The following is a 15,345-nucleotide window of genomic DNA, read 5'->3' on the forward strand; positions in this document are numbered from 1 at the left end:
GGGCAACTGAAATAGTGCAGGTTAACAAACAAAAGCCATGGGATACAGGTCGATAACCTGGATCTCCTTGGCTTTATTTTTTTGATTCAGTACTTTAAGCGTGTATGTGAGCTTAATGCAGGCAGATATGTGCTTATATCCACTAATGGTTATTACCGAGACTGAGGCTGCAGCCGATAATGCTTGGGGCTGACGCCGTAAAAGGCGCCGAAATGACGGGTGAACGGATGGATCGAGGGATATCCGAGCCTTTCGGCGATAGCGGTTACGCTGAGCTCGCTCTCCAGCAGGAGATGGGAGGCTCGTCTCATCAGCAATTTATGATGGTAAGCCTTTGGAGTGAGACCCGTCTCGCGTAAAAATAAGGCGTGGAAGTAGGTTCGTTTCAAACCGCAGAACTTCCACCAGGTTTCAACCGGCTCGCGCTGCTCGGGCTGAGCGTTTAGGTGAGCGAGCAAACGGACGATTCGGTAATCCGTCGGCTGATGGGTATGGATGGTGTTGTACCAGTTGAGTATCCATGCGTACAGCAGGCTGTTTACCATTTCCGTGCGATAATGCTGCGTATCATTAAAAAGCTTAGCTAACAGCAGGAAGGCTTCATATAACTCCGGATAGGGCTGCAAGGAAAAAACGCTCGGCAGGCTCTCCAATTCCTCGCAAGGAAAAGACAAAGCGATGCTGCTCAGCTCAAAAGGTTCCGGTGCGTAGATAAATGTCCGGTTTACGGATAGCGGATCGCGCTGATCCCATAAATCGCAATAGACGTTATGCGATGCCAACGGATGGTCAGAGGAAATATGGAAGGCGTGAGGCTCATCCGGCCTAAGAAAAATAAGCGTTCGATTGTCGATAGGAAACAGCTTTCCGTTGATCTCCATTTGCCCCGGTCCGTCAGTAAATAGATGAAAAGCATAGACGCTGCAGACGCGCAGCTTTTCGTTGGAGCTGCCGTCATAAAGATAGTTCATTGAATCCCCGACATGCGGCGTAAGCTCATTCAGTCTCCTCAAGCGTTATCCCTCTTCTGCTCTATTATAATGGGAAAATTAGCGGATGAATTGTCAACTTTATGGATGTCCGATCAAATACACGGTTCTATATAGATGATACAATAACTGAAAAATAAGGGAAAGAACAATCAACCTAAAATGCGGATTATTTAATAACATAAACTTCATTGCTTAGCGGGGTTAAAGATGGAGCTAAAAGGAGGGATGCCCTTGCGATTTAAGGATAAGGTTGTGCTTATAACAGGAGGCGGCTCCGGCATCGGCGAGGTTAGCGCTAAGCTGTTCGCCGGTGAAGGCGCGCATGTCGTTATTGCGGATTGGAACGAGGCGGAGGGGCAGCGTGTAGCGCGTGAGCTCAATGAACACTACGCAAATGTGAAAGGGCTTACACAAACGGGCGCGCAAGCAATAGCGGTAGCCATTCAAACGGATGTATCGCAGCAAAATGCGGTCGAAAAACTGATCGCTCAAACGCTTCAAGCATTTGGCCAACTCGACGTGCTGTTCAATAACGCGGCGGTCATTTTGCCAAAGCCGCTTGAGGAAATCGAAGAGCAGGCGTTCGACCATGTGCTTGCGGTGAATGTGAAGGGCGTGTATTTGACGATAAAGCACGCGGTTCCGCATTTGCGGCGGACAAAAGGCTCGATTGTCAATATGGCTTCGCTTAACGGGCTCGTAGGCCAGCGGCACAATCCGGTCTATGCCGCGTCCAAAGGGGCGGTTATCGCGATGACCAAATCATTGGCGCTGGACTTTGCCGCGGATGGCGTTAGGGTCAACTGCGTGTGCCCGGCGGGCGTCATGACGCCTTTATTGGAAGAATGGACTAGGCAGCAGCCGGATCCTGCGGAGACGATCCAAGCGCTAAATGCGATGCATCCGCTTGGCCGCCCGGCCACCTCTGAGGAGATTGCGCAAACCGTATTGTACTTGGCTTCGCAGCAAGCGGCCTTTATCACGGGAGTAGCGCTGCCGGTAGAAGGCGGCGCCTCGCTAGGCTACTAAACGAAACAAAAATAAGGGAGAGCTAACGATGAAAATTACAAAAGTAGAAACGTTCGTGCTGCATGTGCCGATTGATCCGCCGATTACGGATGCCATTAATGTTGCGACGCATTGGGGATTGTCGGGCGTTCGGATTTTTACGGATGAAGGTTTTGTCGGATACGGCTACACGGGTACCTGCGCGCATGGCGACGATATGATCGTCGATACGATCGACCGTTATTATGCGCCCGAGCTGATCGGCAAGGACCCTTTTATGGTCAAGGAAATTTGGGATACGCTGCGGTACGGCAAGATGCACTGGATCGGTAGGGCAGGCATCACGCATATGGCGCTTGCCGCCGTTGATATCGCGCTTTGGGACATTATGGCGAAGGCTTCCAATAAACCGCTATGGCAGTACTTAGGCGGACATAAATCAACAGGCATCAAAGCTTATAACACGAATGGCGGCTGGTTGAACTGGTCGAAGGAGCGCTTGCTGAAGGATGTGACGGACATCGTCGAGCAAGGCTTTACGGGCGTGAAAATCAAGGTCGGCAAGTCAGATCCGCATGAGGATTACGACCGGGTGAAGGCGGTTCGCAAGGCGATTGGCGATCAAGTGATTTTTATGGTCGACGTCAATCAGCAATGGAATATCAATACGGCGATGACTTGGGGCAAAAAGCTGGAGGAGTTTGATTTATTTTGGCTAGAGGAGCCGCTTAACCCTGATGATATCCTTGGCCACAAAAAGCTGGCGGACGCGCTTAACGTGCCGATCGCGCTCGGTGAGCATGTCTATTCCAAATATGCGTTCCGCGATTACATTCATCAAGGAGCAATCGAGTACTGCCAGGTCGACGTTACGCGGGTAGCGGGCATTACGGAATGGCTGCAGGTGGCGGGACTCGCGGCAGCTTATGATATCCCTGTCTGCCCTCATGTCGGCGATATGGGCCAAATTCATCAGCATTTGGTGGCTGCTACGCCGGGGGCAATCATGCTGGAATATATCCCTTGGATTCGAACGATCTTCACCGAGCCTGCAACTGTAAAAAACGGCCATTACGTGCTGCCGGAGATGCCGGGCGCTTCCACCGAAATCATACCGAAATACTTTAATGAGTTCCGCATTAGATAGCGGACGAGAGAGGAGCTTGCCGATGAGACTTCAGGGCAAGGTCGCGCTCCTAACGGGAGCCGGTTCAGGCATTGGAAAAACGACAGCCGAGCTATTCGCAAAAGAGGGAGCGACGGTCATCGTTAACGATATTGACGAGGCAAAAGGTCAAGAAACGGCAAAAACGATTCAAGAGAGCGGCGGCAGCGCCTTGTTCCTTCACGCCGACGTAACCGACTCGGACTCGGTCCAATCGATGGTTAAGGAAGCGATCAAAGTCCACGGCAAGATCGATATTTTATTTAACAACGCCGGCATTAGCGGAGTCGGGGCGCTGCATGAGATCGAGCCGGAAGCTTGGGACCGCGTCGTACAGGTTAATCTTCGCGGCGTATTCCTCCCTTCGAAGCATGCGCTTCCGTATATGATGGAGCGCAGGTCCGGCAATATCATCAACATGTCCTCCTGCATCGCGGAGATCGGCCTCGCGCGCCGCGCCTCCTACTCGGCTACGAAAGGCGCCGTGCTGGCGCTGACCAAGTCGATGCAGGTCGATTACGCCAAATACAATATACGCGTAAATGCGGTTTTGCCGGGAACGATTATGACGCCTTTTGTTGAGCAATACCTAAAGAACTCCTACGAAGACCCTGAGGCGGCAATCGCAGCCATTAAGACGAGACAGCTCAGCGGAGAGCTGGGCAGGCCGGCGGATGTGGCGAACGGCGTGCTTTTTCTAGCTTCCGATGAATCGTCCTTTATGATGGGTTCCCCTCTATATATCGATGGCGGAGTCGTATTCGGCAAGGATGCTTAATTCACAATACGAAAGGATGACCTAACAGTATGAAGCTTGTAACGATAGAGCAAGACGGACAATTTAGACTCGGAGTAAAGCTGGATGAGCGTATCCTCGATATCCAATCCGCGCTTGAGCAACTGCCTGATGAGGCTGTGCCTACGGACGTCATGGCTGTCATTGAAGGCGGGGAAAAGAGCGTTGCCGCGATAACTGCGTATGCGGAGCGTTTGCTAGGGTCTGCTGAGTATACCGAAGCTTTGCTCCTCCATGAAGAGGAGGTTCGATTCGGGCCCTGCGTGACGAGGCCGAACAAAATCATCTGCGTTGGCCTGAACTATAGGCAGCATGCGATTGAAACGAATGCGCCGATTCCGCAGTATCCGATTCTATTTAACAAATTCAACAACACGCTTACGGGACATCACATGGATATTGCGCTGCCTGAACGCGTAACCTCCCAAGTTGATTATGAGGCTGAGCTTGTCATTGTCATCGGCAAAACGGCCAAATACGTAAGCAAGGATGAGGCGCTGCAGCATGTGTTCGGCTATTGCAACGTGAATGACCTGTCGGCGCGTGATCTCCAGATGAGAACGCAGCAATGGCTGCTCGGCAAGAGCTGCGACGATTTCAGTCCGCTTGGCCCTTATCTGGTGACGGCGGACGAGATCGCTGATCCGAATCATTTGGAGATCAAATGTACCGTGAACGGAGAGATCCGCCAGCACTCCAATACTTCCGATATGATTTTTCCATGCGATGAGGTCGTTAGCTATATTTCGCAGCATATGACGCTTGTTCCGGGCGATATTATTTTGACGGGAACGCCGGAGGGTGTCGTGCTTGGTTATCCGGAGGAGAAGCGCGTTTATTTGCAGGACGGCGATGTGGTGACGATTGAGATCGAGAAGCTTGGGAGCTTGACCAATCGGATGGTGAGCGAAGCTTATTCCAAATCATAGTAAAGGATGGGTGTATAAAGTGAATCATGCAAAGCTGTGGTATAACGGGGCAGCAGCGGACTGGAAGCAGGGGCTGCCAATCGGAAACGGAAGAATAGGCGCCGTCATACACGGCGGTATCGATAACGAAATATGGAGCATGACGGAGATCACGTATTGGTCAGGCAAAACGGAGCGTATTCCAGGCAGCGGCAGCGCGAAAGAGGATCTGGAGCGGATGAGAGAGTCCTTTTTTAAAGGAGACTACAACGAGGGTGACCGGCTTGCCAAGCAGGCGCTGCAGCCTAAGAAGCAGAACTTCGGCACAAACCTGTCGGTGTGCGACGTGAAGCTGCGCTTCGGGCAGCAAGGAGAGAATTTAATACGCGAGCTGAGCTTGGAAAATGCAACCGTGCAGGTTTCCTATACGCACTCCGGCCACAAAATCACTCGTGAAACGTTCGCCACACATGCCGATGGCATCGTTGTATCAAGAATGAAGAGCGAGCAAGCCGGGGCGATTTCCTTCTCGCTGGGCGTTCAAGGGCGCACGTGCGATTTTGCCACGGTGATTACAGATGAGGATACGCTCGCCTTCCATGGGCAAGCGACCGAGGACGTGCACAGCGACGGGAAATGCGGCGTATTTTGCGAGGGGATGCTTAAGGTTGTTGCCGTAGGCGGCACCGTTCAAAGCAGGGAGAACGAAATCGTAGTATCGGATGCGGATGAGGCGATCATTTATTTTGCCATCCATACGGATTACAGGAAAAAGGATGACAAATGGACCTTGGAATGCGATAAGGAGATCGCAGCGGCAATTACGAAAGGGTATGAGCGCCTCAAGGAAGATCATATTGCCGACTATAGGGAGCTGTATGCCCGGGTGGCAATTGATTTAGGCGATACGGAGAGCGGCAAGCTGCCGACGGACGAGAGAATGAAGCTGTTTTCGAAGGGTCGGCACGAGGATGCCGATTTGATCGCTTTGTTTTTCCAGTATGGCCGTTATTTGACGATTGCCGGTTCACGCGCGGATTCGCCGCTGCCGCTGCATTTGCAGGGGATATGGAATGACGGCGAAGCGAACCGGATGGCTTGGAGCTGCGATTACCATCTGGACGTCAATACGGAAATGAACTACTACCCGACGGAAATTAGCAACTTGGCAGAATGCCATGTGCCCTTGATGAATTACATTGAGCAGCTGTCAATCGCGGGCAGGCAAGCGGCGCAGGATTTCTACGGAAGCGAAGGCTGGGTAGCGCATGTGTTCTCGAATGCATGGGGCTTCTCGGCGCCGGGCTGGGAAACCGGCTGGGGGCTTAACGTTACGGGCGGACTTTGGATTGCCACTCATCTGAAAGAGCATTATGAGTACGGATTGGACCATGCGTTTTTAACGAAGCAAGCTTATCCGATTATGAAGGAAGCCGCGATTTTCTTCCTTGACTATATGACTGTGCATCCGGACAATGGCTGGCTCGTGACGGGACCGTCGAACTCACCCGAGAACAGCTTCTATACGAGCAACCGCGAGGAGGGAGCGCAGCAGCTGTCGATGGGCTCGACGATGGATCAGGTGCTGGTGCGGGATTTGTTCACGTTCTGCCTGGAAGCAGCCGAGCAGCTGCAAGTCGATGAGGAGCTTCAAGCGAAGCTGAAGCAAGCGATACCGCTGCTGCCGCCGCTCCAGATCGGGAAGCGGGGACAGCTGCAGGAATGGCTGGAGGATTACGAGGAGGCACAGCCGGAGCATCGCCACCTTGCCCATCTCTTCGCCTTATATCCGGGCAATCAAATTACGCCGCGGAAAACGCCGGAGCTTAGTGCTGCCGCAAGGGAAACGCTGCTTGGCAGAATGCAGACCGATGAGCTTGAGGATATTGAATTTACGGCGGTATTGTTCGCAACCGGCTTCTCCAGATTGTTTGACGGCGATCGTGCGCTGAGACATATCATTCATCTAATCGGGGAGCTGTGCTTCGATAATTTGCTGACGTATTCCAAAGCAGGCGTTGCCGGAGCGGAGACGAATATTTTCGTCATCGACGGCAATTATGGCGGAACCGCTGCGGTAGCGGATTTGCTGCTGCAAAGCCATGCCGGCGAGATTCATTTGCTTCCGGCGCTTCCCGCCGCTTGGTCGAGGGGCTCTTATAGGGGACTGCGGGCAAAAGGAAATGCCGAGGTCGATGTCGCGTGGGAAAATGGCAAGCTGACGGAAGCGACGATTCGAGCCTTCTCCGCCGGGGATGCGATTATACGCTTCGGCGAGCAGGCAGTATCCATCGCGCTTGTTCCCGGCCAAGTCTACAAGCTTGACCAAGAGCTGCAAGTCATTAAGCAGCAAGCTGCGCACATCTAACTAACCAAATGAACGTATTAGACAACTACTTGTTTTATTAGTAGTTGTCTTTTCGTATCATTAGGTTATTATGAATGAGCGGAGCTTTTTTAATAGAGAATCTTAAATTTTGCCCATGTTTTGTAAGCGCTTTTATGAAGGGGGGAGGTGGTTGGCTGTGCCAAAGTACTCAACCATATTTCGCAAGTTTCTTATTTCTTATCTTATTATCTTGATCATTCCAAGCATAGCGGGCTTCGTTTCCTATCGGACCTCAATTGAAGTGACGCAGTCGATCTCCATCGAAAATAGTATCACGCAGCTTGAGCGAAGCGAGGAAATATTGGAGCGGAGAATGGTTGAGGTCGAGGGCTTCACGAGGCAGCTTGCCTTGAATCCGGATTTAAACAAGTTAATGAATGAAAAGAAAAACGGCGAGGCCGTAAACGTATACGGCATTTGGAGCTTATTGAAGCAGGTTACGCCCTTTAGCCAGACGAACGATTTTTTGCAAAACTATTTTATCTATTTAAGCAATTATGACGTTATTTTTACGCAGGGCTCTGCCTATTTCAGGCCGGAGCATTATTACGAGAACTACCGCTATGCGGATCTGTCGCTTGAAGAATGGAAAAAGTCGGTGCTGGATCAAACGCATCGCAGCGAAATCAAGCCGCTTAGTTCCTTTCTAAGTAACGCCAAGCAGACCTCGGTCATTACGTATATGCAGTCGCTTCCGCTGGATAGCTTTAACGGCTCATCACCGGCAACGGTTGTCGTTATTATCGACGAGGAAAATATTTCGAATCTGCTCGCCGGGCTTGAGGATCGATACGGCGGATGGGCTCATATTAGCGATGCGGAAGGGAATACGATCGGTTTGCGGGGCATAAGCGAGGAAGACGCCAAGAAGCTGTCCTTGGATGCCAAGCTTGATCAGAGTAAGGTCAGCCAGTTTTACAATGACGACCTCGTCATTACGATTCATTCCGACAAGAACGGCTGGATCTACCGAGCAGGAATACCGAAGCAGGTGCTGATGCAAAACGCGAATCAAATCAAGCACATTACTTGGTTCGTAACCGGAGCGGCGCTGCTGCTCGGGCTTCTAGTCGGTCTTGTCTTGTCCTACCGCAATAGCGCGCCCATCAATCGGCTGCTTACCGTAATGAAAGAGCAGTTCGGCAAGGATGGCGTAACGGGACGGAACGAATATGACTTTTTGCAGGGTAACATTTCTAATATCATTACGAGCAACCGGCAGCTCGAAAATGAATTGAACCGGCAGCTTCCGCTCGTAAGGGACGGCTTCTTGAAGCGGCTCATCGCGGGAGAGTTCCAGACGACGGATGAAATTATCGCGGCGGCAGCGCAGGCGGATACCAAGCTTGATACGAACGAAGGTTACGTAGGCGTTCTGCAAATCAACGGATATTCCGGCATGGACAGCGTCGAAATATTGAATGAGCTTTATGCGGCAAGGCTGATTCTAAAGCAGACTTTAACCACGCTGGACAGCCATCTCCATATGACGGATCTTGGTTCGGACAAAGTGGTGATGATCTTCACGGGGCAAGATGGAGAGGCGGGGAGCGAGGCGTCAAGAGAGAGAATTCAGGCTGCGCTTGGCAAGCTGGCCGATATCGCGTACAGCGATTACAAGATTTCGTTCAACGCGGCTTTTGGCGACTCCTTCTCGGCGATGATCGACGTGAGCCATTCCTACGAGCAAGCGAAGCAAATGATGGAGTATACCGATTATGAGAGCAAAAAGAGCATAATCTGGTTTACGGATTCCAGGCTGGAGACAGCGACGTATTATTATCCGATGGATATCGAGCAGCGCTTGATTAGTACGATCCGCGCGGGCGAGCCGGATGAAGCGAAGCGCATGATTATAACCGTTATGGAGAAAAACACGGAAAACCAGCAGCTATCTATCGAGATGAAGCAGCAGCTGGTGGGCGAGCTGAAGGGGACGCTGCTGAAATTGCTCGATCAGAAGGCGTTTATGGAATCGGAGCTGCTGCATACGCTGAAAAATCAAATGATCAGCATCCAAGCGTCAAATGCAATAAGCGTCATTCAGGATGAAATCATCGAAATTGTCGATTCCTTATGCAGCGTCATCAACAGCAAAAAAAATCATGCCCATTTCCAAACCGTCGAAGAGATCAAACATTTCATCTCCGAAGCCTACGGCGATTCCGAGCTGACGTTATACCGGATTGCCGAGAAGGTGGAGCGTCCCGAAAAATATATTTCGCAGCTGTTCAAAGAAGTAACGGATATTAACGTGTCCGACTACTTGGAGATGATTCGAATCGAGCAAGCCTCTGCGCTCCTAAGGTCGAATGCATGTACGGTTGATGAGATCGCGGTTCGCGTTGGGTACAATAGCTCGCATTCCTTCCGCAGAGCCTTCAAGCGAGTAATGGGCATTGCGCCGAGCGCCTATAGGCAATCGATACAAATATGAACCATCGGCGGATGCGGCGTACAAGGAGAGGGTTGGACTTGAGAAAAAGCTTTGCGGGTTTATTAGCGACCTTAATAGCCGTATGTATGCTGCTTGCAGCATGTACACAAAGCGATGCTCCGAATGAAACGGACCCATCAGCAACGCTTGACGGGTCAGGGGGTTCTTCGGCAGCGCCGGTCGAGATCAGCGTATTCGCCCAGCAGGAGACGGGTATCGATCTGAGAACGAATGATTTTTCCAAGCTGCTGGAGCAAAAATTTAATGCCAAATTTAATTGGGAAATCATCTCGATGGACGGCGCCAAGGAAAAACGGCAAATCTCGCTTGCCAGCGGCGACTATCCCGAGGCTTATATTTTAACCGCCTATGTGGATCAATTTTCGCAATCGGACGTTTTGAAATATGGGAAGCAAGGCGTTTTTGTCCCATTAAACGATCTAATTGATCAATACGCGCCGAATATTAAAGCGGCTATGGAAGAGGACCCTTCCTTAAGGGCGTTTAATACGGCGCCTGACGGCAATATTTATGGTCTCGTCGCTTATAGCGAATGCTTCCACTGCTCATACCCGAACAAGATGTGGGTCAATACGAAGTGGCTGGAGCGCTTGAAGCTGGAAATGCCTAAAACGACTGCCGAGTTCAAACAAATGCTGGCGGCGTTCAAAAATAACGATCCCAACGGCAATGGTGTGGCGGATGAGATACCGCTTAGCGGCTCGACGGAGGATTTTGGCGTCCATATCGTGCCTTACCTTATGAACGGGTTTATTTATGACGATGACCGCAATTATTTGTTTATGAAGGACGGCAAGGTGGATACGGTGGCGAATAAGCCGCAGTGGAAGGAAGGCATCGCTTTTATTAAATCGCTTTACGACGAGGGCTTGATTGATCCGGGAGCCTTTATTCAAAATGCGGAAGCGCTCAAACGGGTGGGCGATAATGCGGATGTGGAAATTCTCGGTGCCGCTACAGCGATGCATCCCGCTATTTTCGTAAGCGAGCGTACGCAGGATTACGCGCCGCTGCCGCCGCTCACGGGACCGTATGCTTCCTATGCGACATATGATGGCGGGGGAATACCGCCGGGAGCAAAATTCGTGATCACGAATAAAGCGAGCAAGGAAGCGCAAATCGCGTTAATCCAAATGGTGGATTACATGTATACGCCAGAGGGACAAACGAATGCGCAATCCGGGCTCGAAGGCAAGGGATGGAGGAAGGCAAAAGCGGGCGAAGAAGCGATGAGCGAGGGGACCAAGCCGATGTTCGCGAATCTCTCGCCGATCGAGAAGCCGCTGGCGAAAAATTCCGGCTGGAGCGGGATGGCGCATTTTTATATGCCGAAGGAATACCGCGACAGCTGGGTGGCCAGCACAGACATCTACTCGCAGGATGGCTACGAGCGCAGGCTCTCTGAAGCGACATTGCTCTATGAAGGCCATGCACCCTCCGAGCTGTTCATGGACTGGTCCATTTGGATCGATCCGGCCGAGGCTGATGAAGCAGGCATATTGCAATCCAATCTTGTCCATTATATCGATCAAAGCACGCTCCAATTTATTACGGGTGACCTAGACCTCGATAAAGATTGGGACAGCTTCGTAAACGGGCTCGCGAATATGCAGGTTAATCGTTATGTTCAAATGATGCAAAAAGCGTATGATCTTTCGATCTCCAAACCATAACGAATGATGCATGTAATCCCGGCTGCTGATGCAGTCGGGATTTTTTGGCGTTGTACGGCAGCCGCTAGCGGAAATGTACGTCCGTACGGCCATTTGCCCCCCGGAAATACGGGTTTTTGTACGTAAAACGACGCAAATGTACCTGTTTGGGGATGGTGGATTTCTACTATGATCAGCGTATAGAAAGCGCTATCATACATCGGCAGCTAGCTACCTAGGGGGGATTGTTCTGGAAAAAGAAATGGTACTGAATAACAAATTGTTAAAGCAAAAGGGCAAGCGGAGTCTTGCGGATGAAGCGAGCAGAAGCTTCAAGAAGCATTGGCAGCTTTACCTTATCGTCATACCGCCCGTGTTGTTTTTTCTTATCTTTAAATACTATCCGATGCTGAACGCGGTGCTCGCTTTTAAAGATTACAACGTCATCAAGGGCATTTGGGGAAGCGAATGGGTCGGGCTCAAAAACTTTAGGCTCTTCTTTGAGAATCCGATGTTCTGGTCGCTGGTCAAGAACACGATTTACGTCAGCGGTTATTTATTGCTCGCGGGTTTTCCTATTCCGATCATACTTGCGTTGATGCTTAATGAAATACGTAACGGCCGCTTCAAACGGCTTGTCCAGCTGGTGACGTTCGCGCCGTATTTTATATCGACGGTCGTCATGGTATCGATCATTATGTTGTTTCTCGCGCCAAGGCTCGGCTTTGCAAACGTGGCTTTAAATTATTTTGGACTCGACTCGATCAATTTTCTTGGGGAAGCCAGCATGTTCCGCTCCATCTATGTTTGGTCGGATATTTGGCAGACGGCAGGTTACTCCGCGGTCATATATTTGGCGGCGCTGGCGGGCATCGATCCTACTCTTTATGAGGCTGCAAAGGTGGATGGCGCTTCGCGCTTTCAAAAAATCATCCATGTTGATTTGCCGGGCATTTTGCCGACGATCACCATTATTCTCATCTTGAATGTGGGCAGCGTGATGGCGATTGGCTTCGAGAAAATTTACCTGCTGCAAAATCCGCTCAACCTCGTCAATTCCGAAATTATTGCTACTTACGTGTATAGGATTGGACTTTTAAACGCCAACTACAGCTTCGCAACGGCAGTCGGCTTATTTAATTCAGTCATTAATCTTGCGTTATTGTTTACCGTTAACGGCTTGGCAAAACGATTTACGAAATCGAGCATTTGGTAAAAGGGGAGTGCGCCTATGGCATCGGCAAAAATAGCATCGCAGGCACCAATCAGACAAACGATTAAGGATTCGACAGGCGATAAAGTTTTTATGTTTATCGTGTATACCGTACTGGCGATTGTTCTGATCGCGGTCATTTATCCGCTCATTTATATTGTCAGCAGCTCCATCAGCAGCCCGGCTGCCGTAACGTCCGGCCGCGTCTGGCTGTGGCCCGTCGACATTTCTTTTAAGGGCTTTAAGGTCTTGTTCTCTACGCCGCAAATTATGCAGGGCTACGGCAATTCACTATTCTATACATCGGTAGGAACGCTGATCAGCGTTGGGCTTACGGTCATGATCGCGTACCCGATGTCGCGCAAATCATTTTTTGGCCGCAGCGTCATTATGATGCTCATTACGTTCACGATGCTCTTTAGCGGCGGCTTGATTCCGACGTACATGGTCGTGAGAGAGTTTGGCATGATCGATACACGGTGGGCGCTGCTCATTCCGAATGCCGTTTGGGTATGGCAGGTCATCATTGCGCGCTCCTTCTTCCAGTCTTCCATTCCGGATGAGCTGTTTGAAGCGAGTGAAATTGACGGCTGCAGCGATATCCGGTTCATGCGAAGCGTCGTTATTCCATTATCGAAGCCCATCCTTGCCGTACTCTTTCTGATGTATGGCGTAGGCCAGTGGAACGCATACTTCGATGCTTTGATCTATCTCAAATCCGCGAACTTGTTCCCGCTGCAGCTCGTTTTGAGAAGCATCATCATTATGAACAACAGCGCCAGCGTAACGGATGCGCTGAAGCAAGTGGAGAGACAGCAGCTGTCCGAGCTGCTCAAATATTCGCTCATCGTGGTAGCGACTTTGCCGGTTCTCATCATTTACCCGTTCGTACAGCGGTATTTCGTGCAGGGGATGCTGGTCGGTTCCGTAAAAGGGTAGTCATGTAAAGCACGTGTACGGCAGCTTCGTAACTTAAGGAGGTGGTGGGCATGTAGCAAGCAGGCACAAGAAGACAAAGGCAAACACTTCATAAATTGAAAAGGGAGCGATAACAATTGAAAAAGAGACTTGTAAGTTTGTTGGCAACGATCCTAATGGCCAGCATGACGCTTGCTGCATGCTCAAGCAATAACGGGCCTGCCAATACGGCCTCAAACGCACCGACTGCACAATCGGAAGAGACGGGAGCAACCGCACCGGTTGAGATTTCCATATTTGCCGTACAGGAAACGAATATTGATTTGGCAACGAATAAATTTACTAAATTTGTAGAAGACAAGTTCAACATCAAGCTTAAATTCGAAACGACTCCACCCGATGGAGCGCAGGAAAAACGCCAAATTTCACTCGCTAGCGGCGATTACCCTGATGCTTACATGCTTCCAGGCTATATCGACCAATTCACGCAAGCGGATGTCGTGAAGTACGGCAAACAAGGGGTGCTGCTGCCTCTGAATGACCTAATCGAGAAGTATGCGCCTAACATTAAAGCGGCGATGGAAAGCAACGCCGATTTGAAAGCGTTTAACACGGCGCCGGACGGCAATATTTACGGGCTTGTCGCATACAGCCAGTGCTTCCACTGTTCGTACCCGAACAAAATGTGGATCAATACGGATTGGCTTACAAAATTGCAGCTCGAAATGCCAAAAACGCCTGAAGAGTTCAAAGCTGTCCTGACAGCGTTCAAAACAAAAGATCCAAACGGCAACGGAATTGCCGATGAAGTGCCGCTCAGCGGATCGAAGGAGGATTTTGGCGTACGCGTCATTCCATTCCTCATGAACGGCTTCGTCTATGACGACGACCGTAACTACTTGAACCTGACAAATGGGAAGGTAGAATCGGCAGCGCTTAAGCCGGAATGGAAAGAAGGCTTAACGTATATCAAATCCTTGTATGACGAAGGCTTGATCGATCCAGGCGCATTCGCGCAAAACGCGGAAGCGTTCAAAAAAATCGGCGAAAACGGCGACGCTCAAATTTTGGGCGCGGGCGCCGGGATGCACCCTGCAATTTTCGTAAACATCGATGTAGGCAACAAAAACTCGGCTTCTTATAATCCAGTGCCTCCGCTTACGGGACCGCATGGTTCATTCGCGACTCATGACGGCGGCGGCGTGGCACCGGGAGCAAAATTTGCAATTACGAACAAAGCGTCAGAAGAACAACAAATTGCCCTTATTAAATTGGTGGATTACATGTTCACAGAAGAAGGACAAACGAACGGCGCTTCCGGTATGGAAGGCATCGACTGGAGAAAGCCGAAGGAAGGCGAAGTTGCGCTAGGAGAAGGCGTAACGCCGAAGGTTGCAACGATTCCTGCCGTTGAAGGCGAAGCGCCTCGCAACGCGGGCTGGAGCGGTACCGCTCACTTCTACATGCCAAGGGAATACCGGGACAGCTGGGTTCAAGGTACGGATATTTATGATTCTGCGAACTACGAGCGTAGATTGTACCAAGCGACGCTTCTGTACCAAGGCCACGAGCCGAAGGAACTGTTCCCGCTTTGGTCGATTTGGATCGATTCGGCGGAAGTCGACGAAGCGAGCATTTTGCAAACGAACATCAAGTCGTATATCGAGCAAAGCGCGCTTCAATTCGTAACAGGCAATAAAAGTCTAGAGAAGGATTGGGACGCTTATGTGAAGGGGCTTAAGGATCTGAAAATCGATCGTTACCTGGAAATTTTGCAAAAAGCGTACGACGCATCGTTTAAATCATAAAAAATTCCACAGGATCAGGTTCTTTATTGCGAAATAAA

The 15,345-nt window shown here is 50.5% G+C and carries 11 protein-coding genes; 10 read left to right on the forward strand and 1 reads right to left on the reverse strand.

The window, feature by feature from the left end; translation table 11 throughout:
- Positions 1-152 precede the first annotated feature (152 nt).
- Positions 153-1,013 (reverse strand): AraC family transcriptional regulator, encoded by an 861-nt coding sequence (locus tag ADU23_RS12300; protein ID WP_053374007.1) that lies wholly within the window; start codon positions 1,011-1,013, stop codon positions 153-155.
- Positions 1,014-1,217: 204 nt separating this feature from the next.
- On the opposite strand from ADU23_RS12300, the gene ADU23_RS12305 reads away from it, so the two are divergent.
- The 10 genes from ADU23_RS12305 (at position 1,218) to ADU23_RS12350 (ending at position 15,307) form a co-directional block, all read left to right on the forward strand.
- Complete coding sequence (locus tag ADU23_RS12305; RefSeq protein WP_053377600.1) at positions 1,218-2,021, forward strand: SDR family oxidoreductase; 804 nt, start codon at positions 1,218-1,220, stop codon at positions 2,019-2,021.
- A 28-nt stretch (positions 2,022-2,049) separates the two neighbouring features.
- Entirely contained in the window at positions 2,050-3,147 is a 1,098-nt protein-coding gene (locus ADU23_RS12310) for a mandelate racemase/muconate lactonizing enzyme family protein (protein WP_053374008.1), read from the forward strand.
- A gap of 22 nt (positions 3,148-3,169) precedes the next feature.
- Positions 3,170-3,943 (forward strand): SDR family NAD(P)-dependent oxidoreductase, encoded by a 774-nt coding sequence (locus ADU23_RS12315; RefSeq protein ID WP_053374009.1) that lies wholly within the window; start codon positions 3,170-3,172, stop codon positions 3,941-3,943.
- Positions 3,944-3,972: 29 nt separating this feature from the next.
- Positions 3,973-4,890, forward strand: a complete 918-nt coding sequence (locus ADU23_RS12320) for a fumarylacetoacetate hydrolase family protein (protein ID WP_053374010.1) — start codon at positions 3,973-3,975, stop codon at positions 4,888-4,890.
- Positions 4,891-4,909: 19 nt separating this feature from the next.
- Positions 4,910-7,237 carry a glycoside hydrolase family 95 protein gene (locus ADU23_RS12325; protein WP_053374011.1) on the forward strand — a complete coding sequence of 776 codons (2,328 nt, stop codon included), beginning with the start codon at positions 4,910-4,912 and terminating at the stop codon, positions 7,235-7,237.
- A 157-nt stretch (positions 7,238-7,394) separates the two neighbouring features.
- Entirely contained in the window at positions 7,395-9,695 is a 2,301-nt protein-coding gene (locus ADU23_RS12330) for a helix-turn-helix domain-containing protein (RefSeq protein WP_053377601.1), read from the forward strand.
- 38 nt (positions 9,696-9,733) lie between these two features.
- Complete coding sequence (locus ADU23_RS12335) at positions 9,734-11,389, forward strand: extracellular solute-binding protein (RefSeq protein ID WP_053374012.1); 1,656 nt, start codon at positions 9,734-9,736, stop codon at positions 11,387-11,389.
- A gap of 241 nt (positions 11,390-11,630) precedes the next feature.
- The gene (locus tag ADU23_RS12340; protein ID WP_082311072.1) at positions 11,631-12,584 is read left to right on the forward strand and encodes an ABC transporter permease; all 954 of its coding nucleotides are present in this window, start codon (positions 11,631-11,633) and stop codon (positions 12,582-12,584) included.
- Positions 12,585-12,599: 15 nt separating this feature from the next.
- Positions 12,600-13,520 carry a carbohydrate ABC transporter permease gene (locus ADU23_RS12345; protein WP_053374013.1) on the forward strand — a complete coding sequence of 307 codons (921 nt, stop codon included), beginning with the start codon at positions 12,600-12,602 and terminating at the stop codon, positions 13,518-13,520.
- 116 nt (positions 13,521-13,636) lie between these two features.
- The gene (locus ADU23_RS12350; RefSeq protein WP_053374014.1) at positions 13,637-15,307 is read left to right on the forward strand and encodes an extracellular solute-binding protein; all 1,671 of its coding nucleotides are present in this window, start codon (positions 13,637-13,639) and stop codon (positions 15,305-15,307) included.
- Positions 15,308-15,345 lie beyond the last annotated feature (38 nt).

It is taken from the genome of Paenibacillus sp. FJAT-27812, assembly GCF_001273905.1.
In the GTDB taxonomy this organism is placed as follows: domain Bacteria; phylum Bacillota; class Bacilli; order Paenibacillales; family Paenibacillaceae; genus Pristimantibacillus.

What these genes read in the sequence shown, in the direction of transcription:
- ADU23_RS12310 (WP_053374008.1), top strand. Translation starts at nt 2,050, where the DNA reads ATGAAAATTACAAAAGTAGAAACGTTCGTGCTGCATGTGCCGATTGAT.
- ADU23_RS12345 (WP_053374013.1), top strand. Translation starts at nt 12,600, where the DNA reads ATGGCATCGGCAAAAATAGCATCGCAGGCACCAATCAGACAAACGATT.
- ADU23_RS12340 (WP_082311072.1), top strand. Translation starts at nt 11,631, where the DNA reads ATGGTACTGAATAACAAATTGTTAAAGCAAAAGGGCAAGCGGAGTCTT.
- ADU23_RS12320 (WP_053374010.1), top strand. Translation starts at nt 3,973, where the DNA reads ATGAAGCTTGTAACGATAGAGCAAGACGGACAATTTAGACTCGGAGTA.
- ADU23_RS12305 (WP_053377600.1), top strand. Translation starts at nt 1,218, where the DNA reads ATGCCCTTGCGATTTAAGGATAAGGTTGTGCTTATAACAGGAGGCGGC.
- ADU23_RS12315 (WP_053374009.1), top strand. Translation starts at nt 3,170, where the DNA reads ATGAGACTTCAGGGCAAGGTCGCGCTCCTAACGGGAGCCGGTTCAGGC.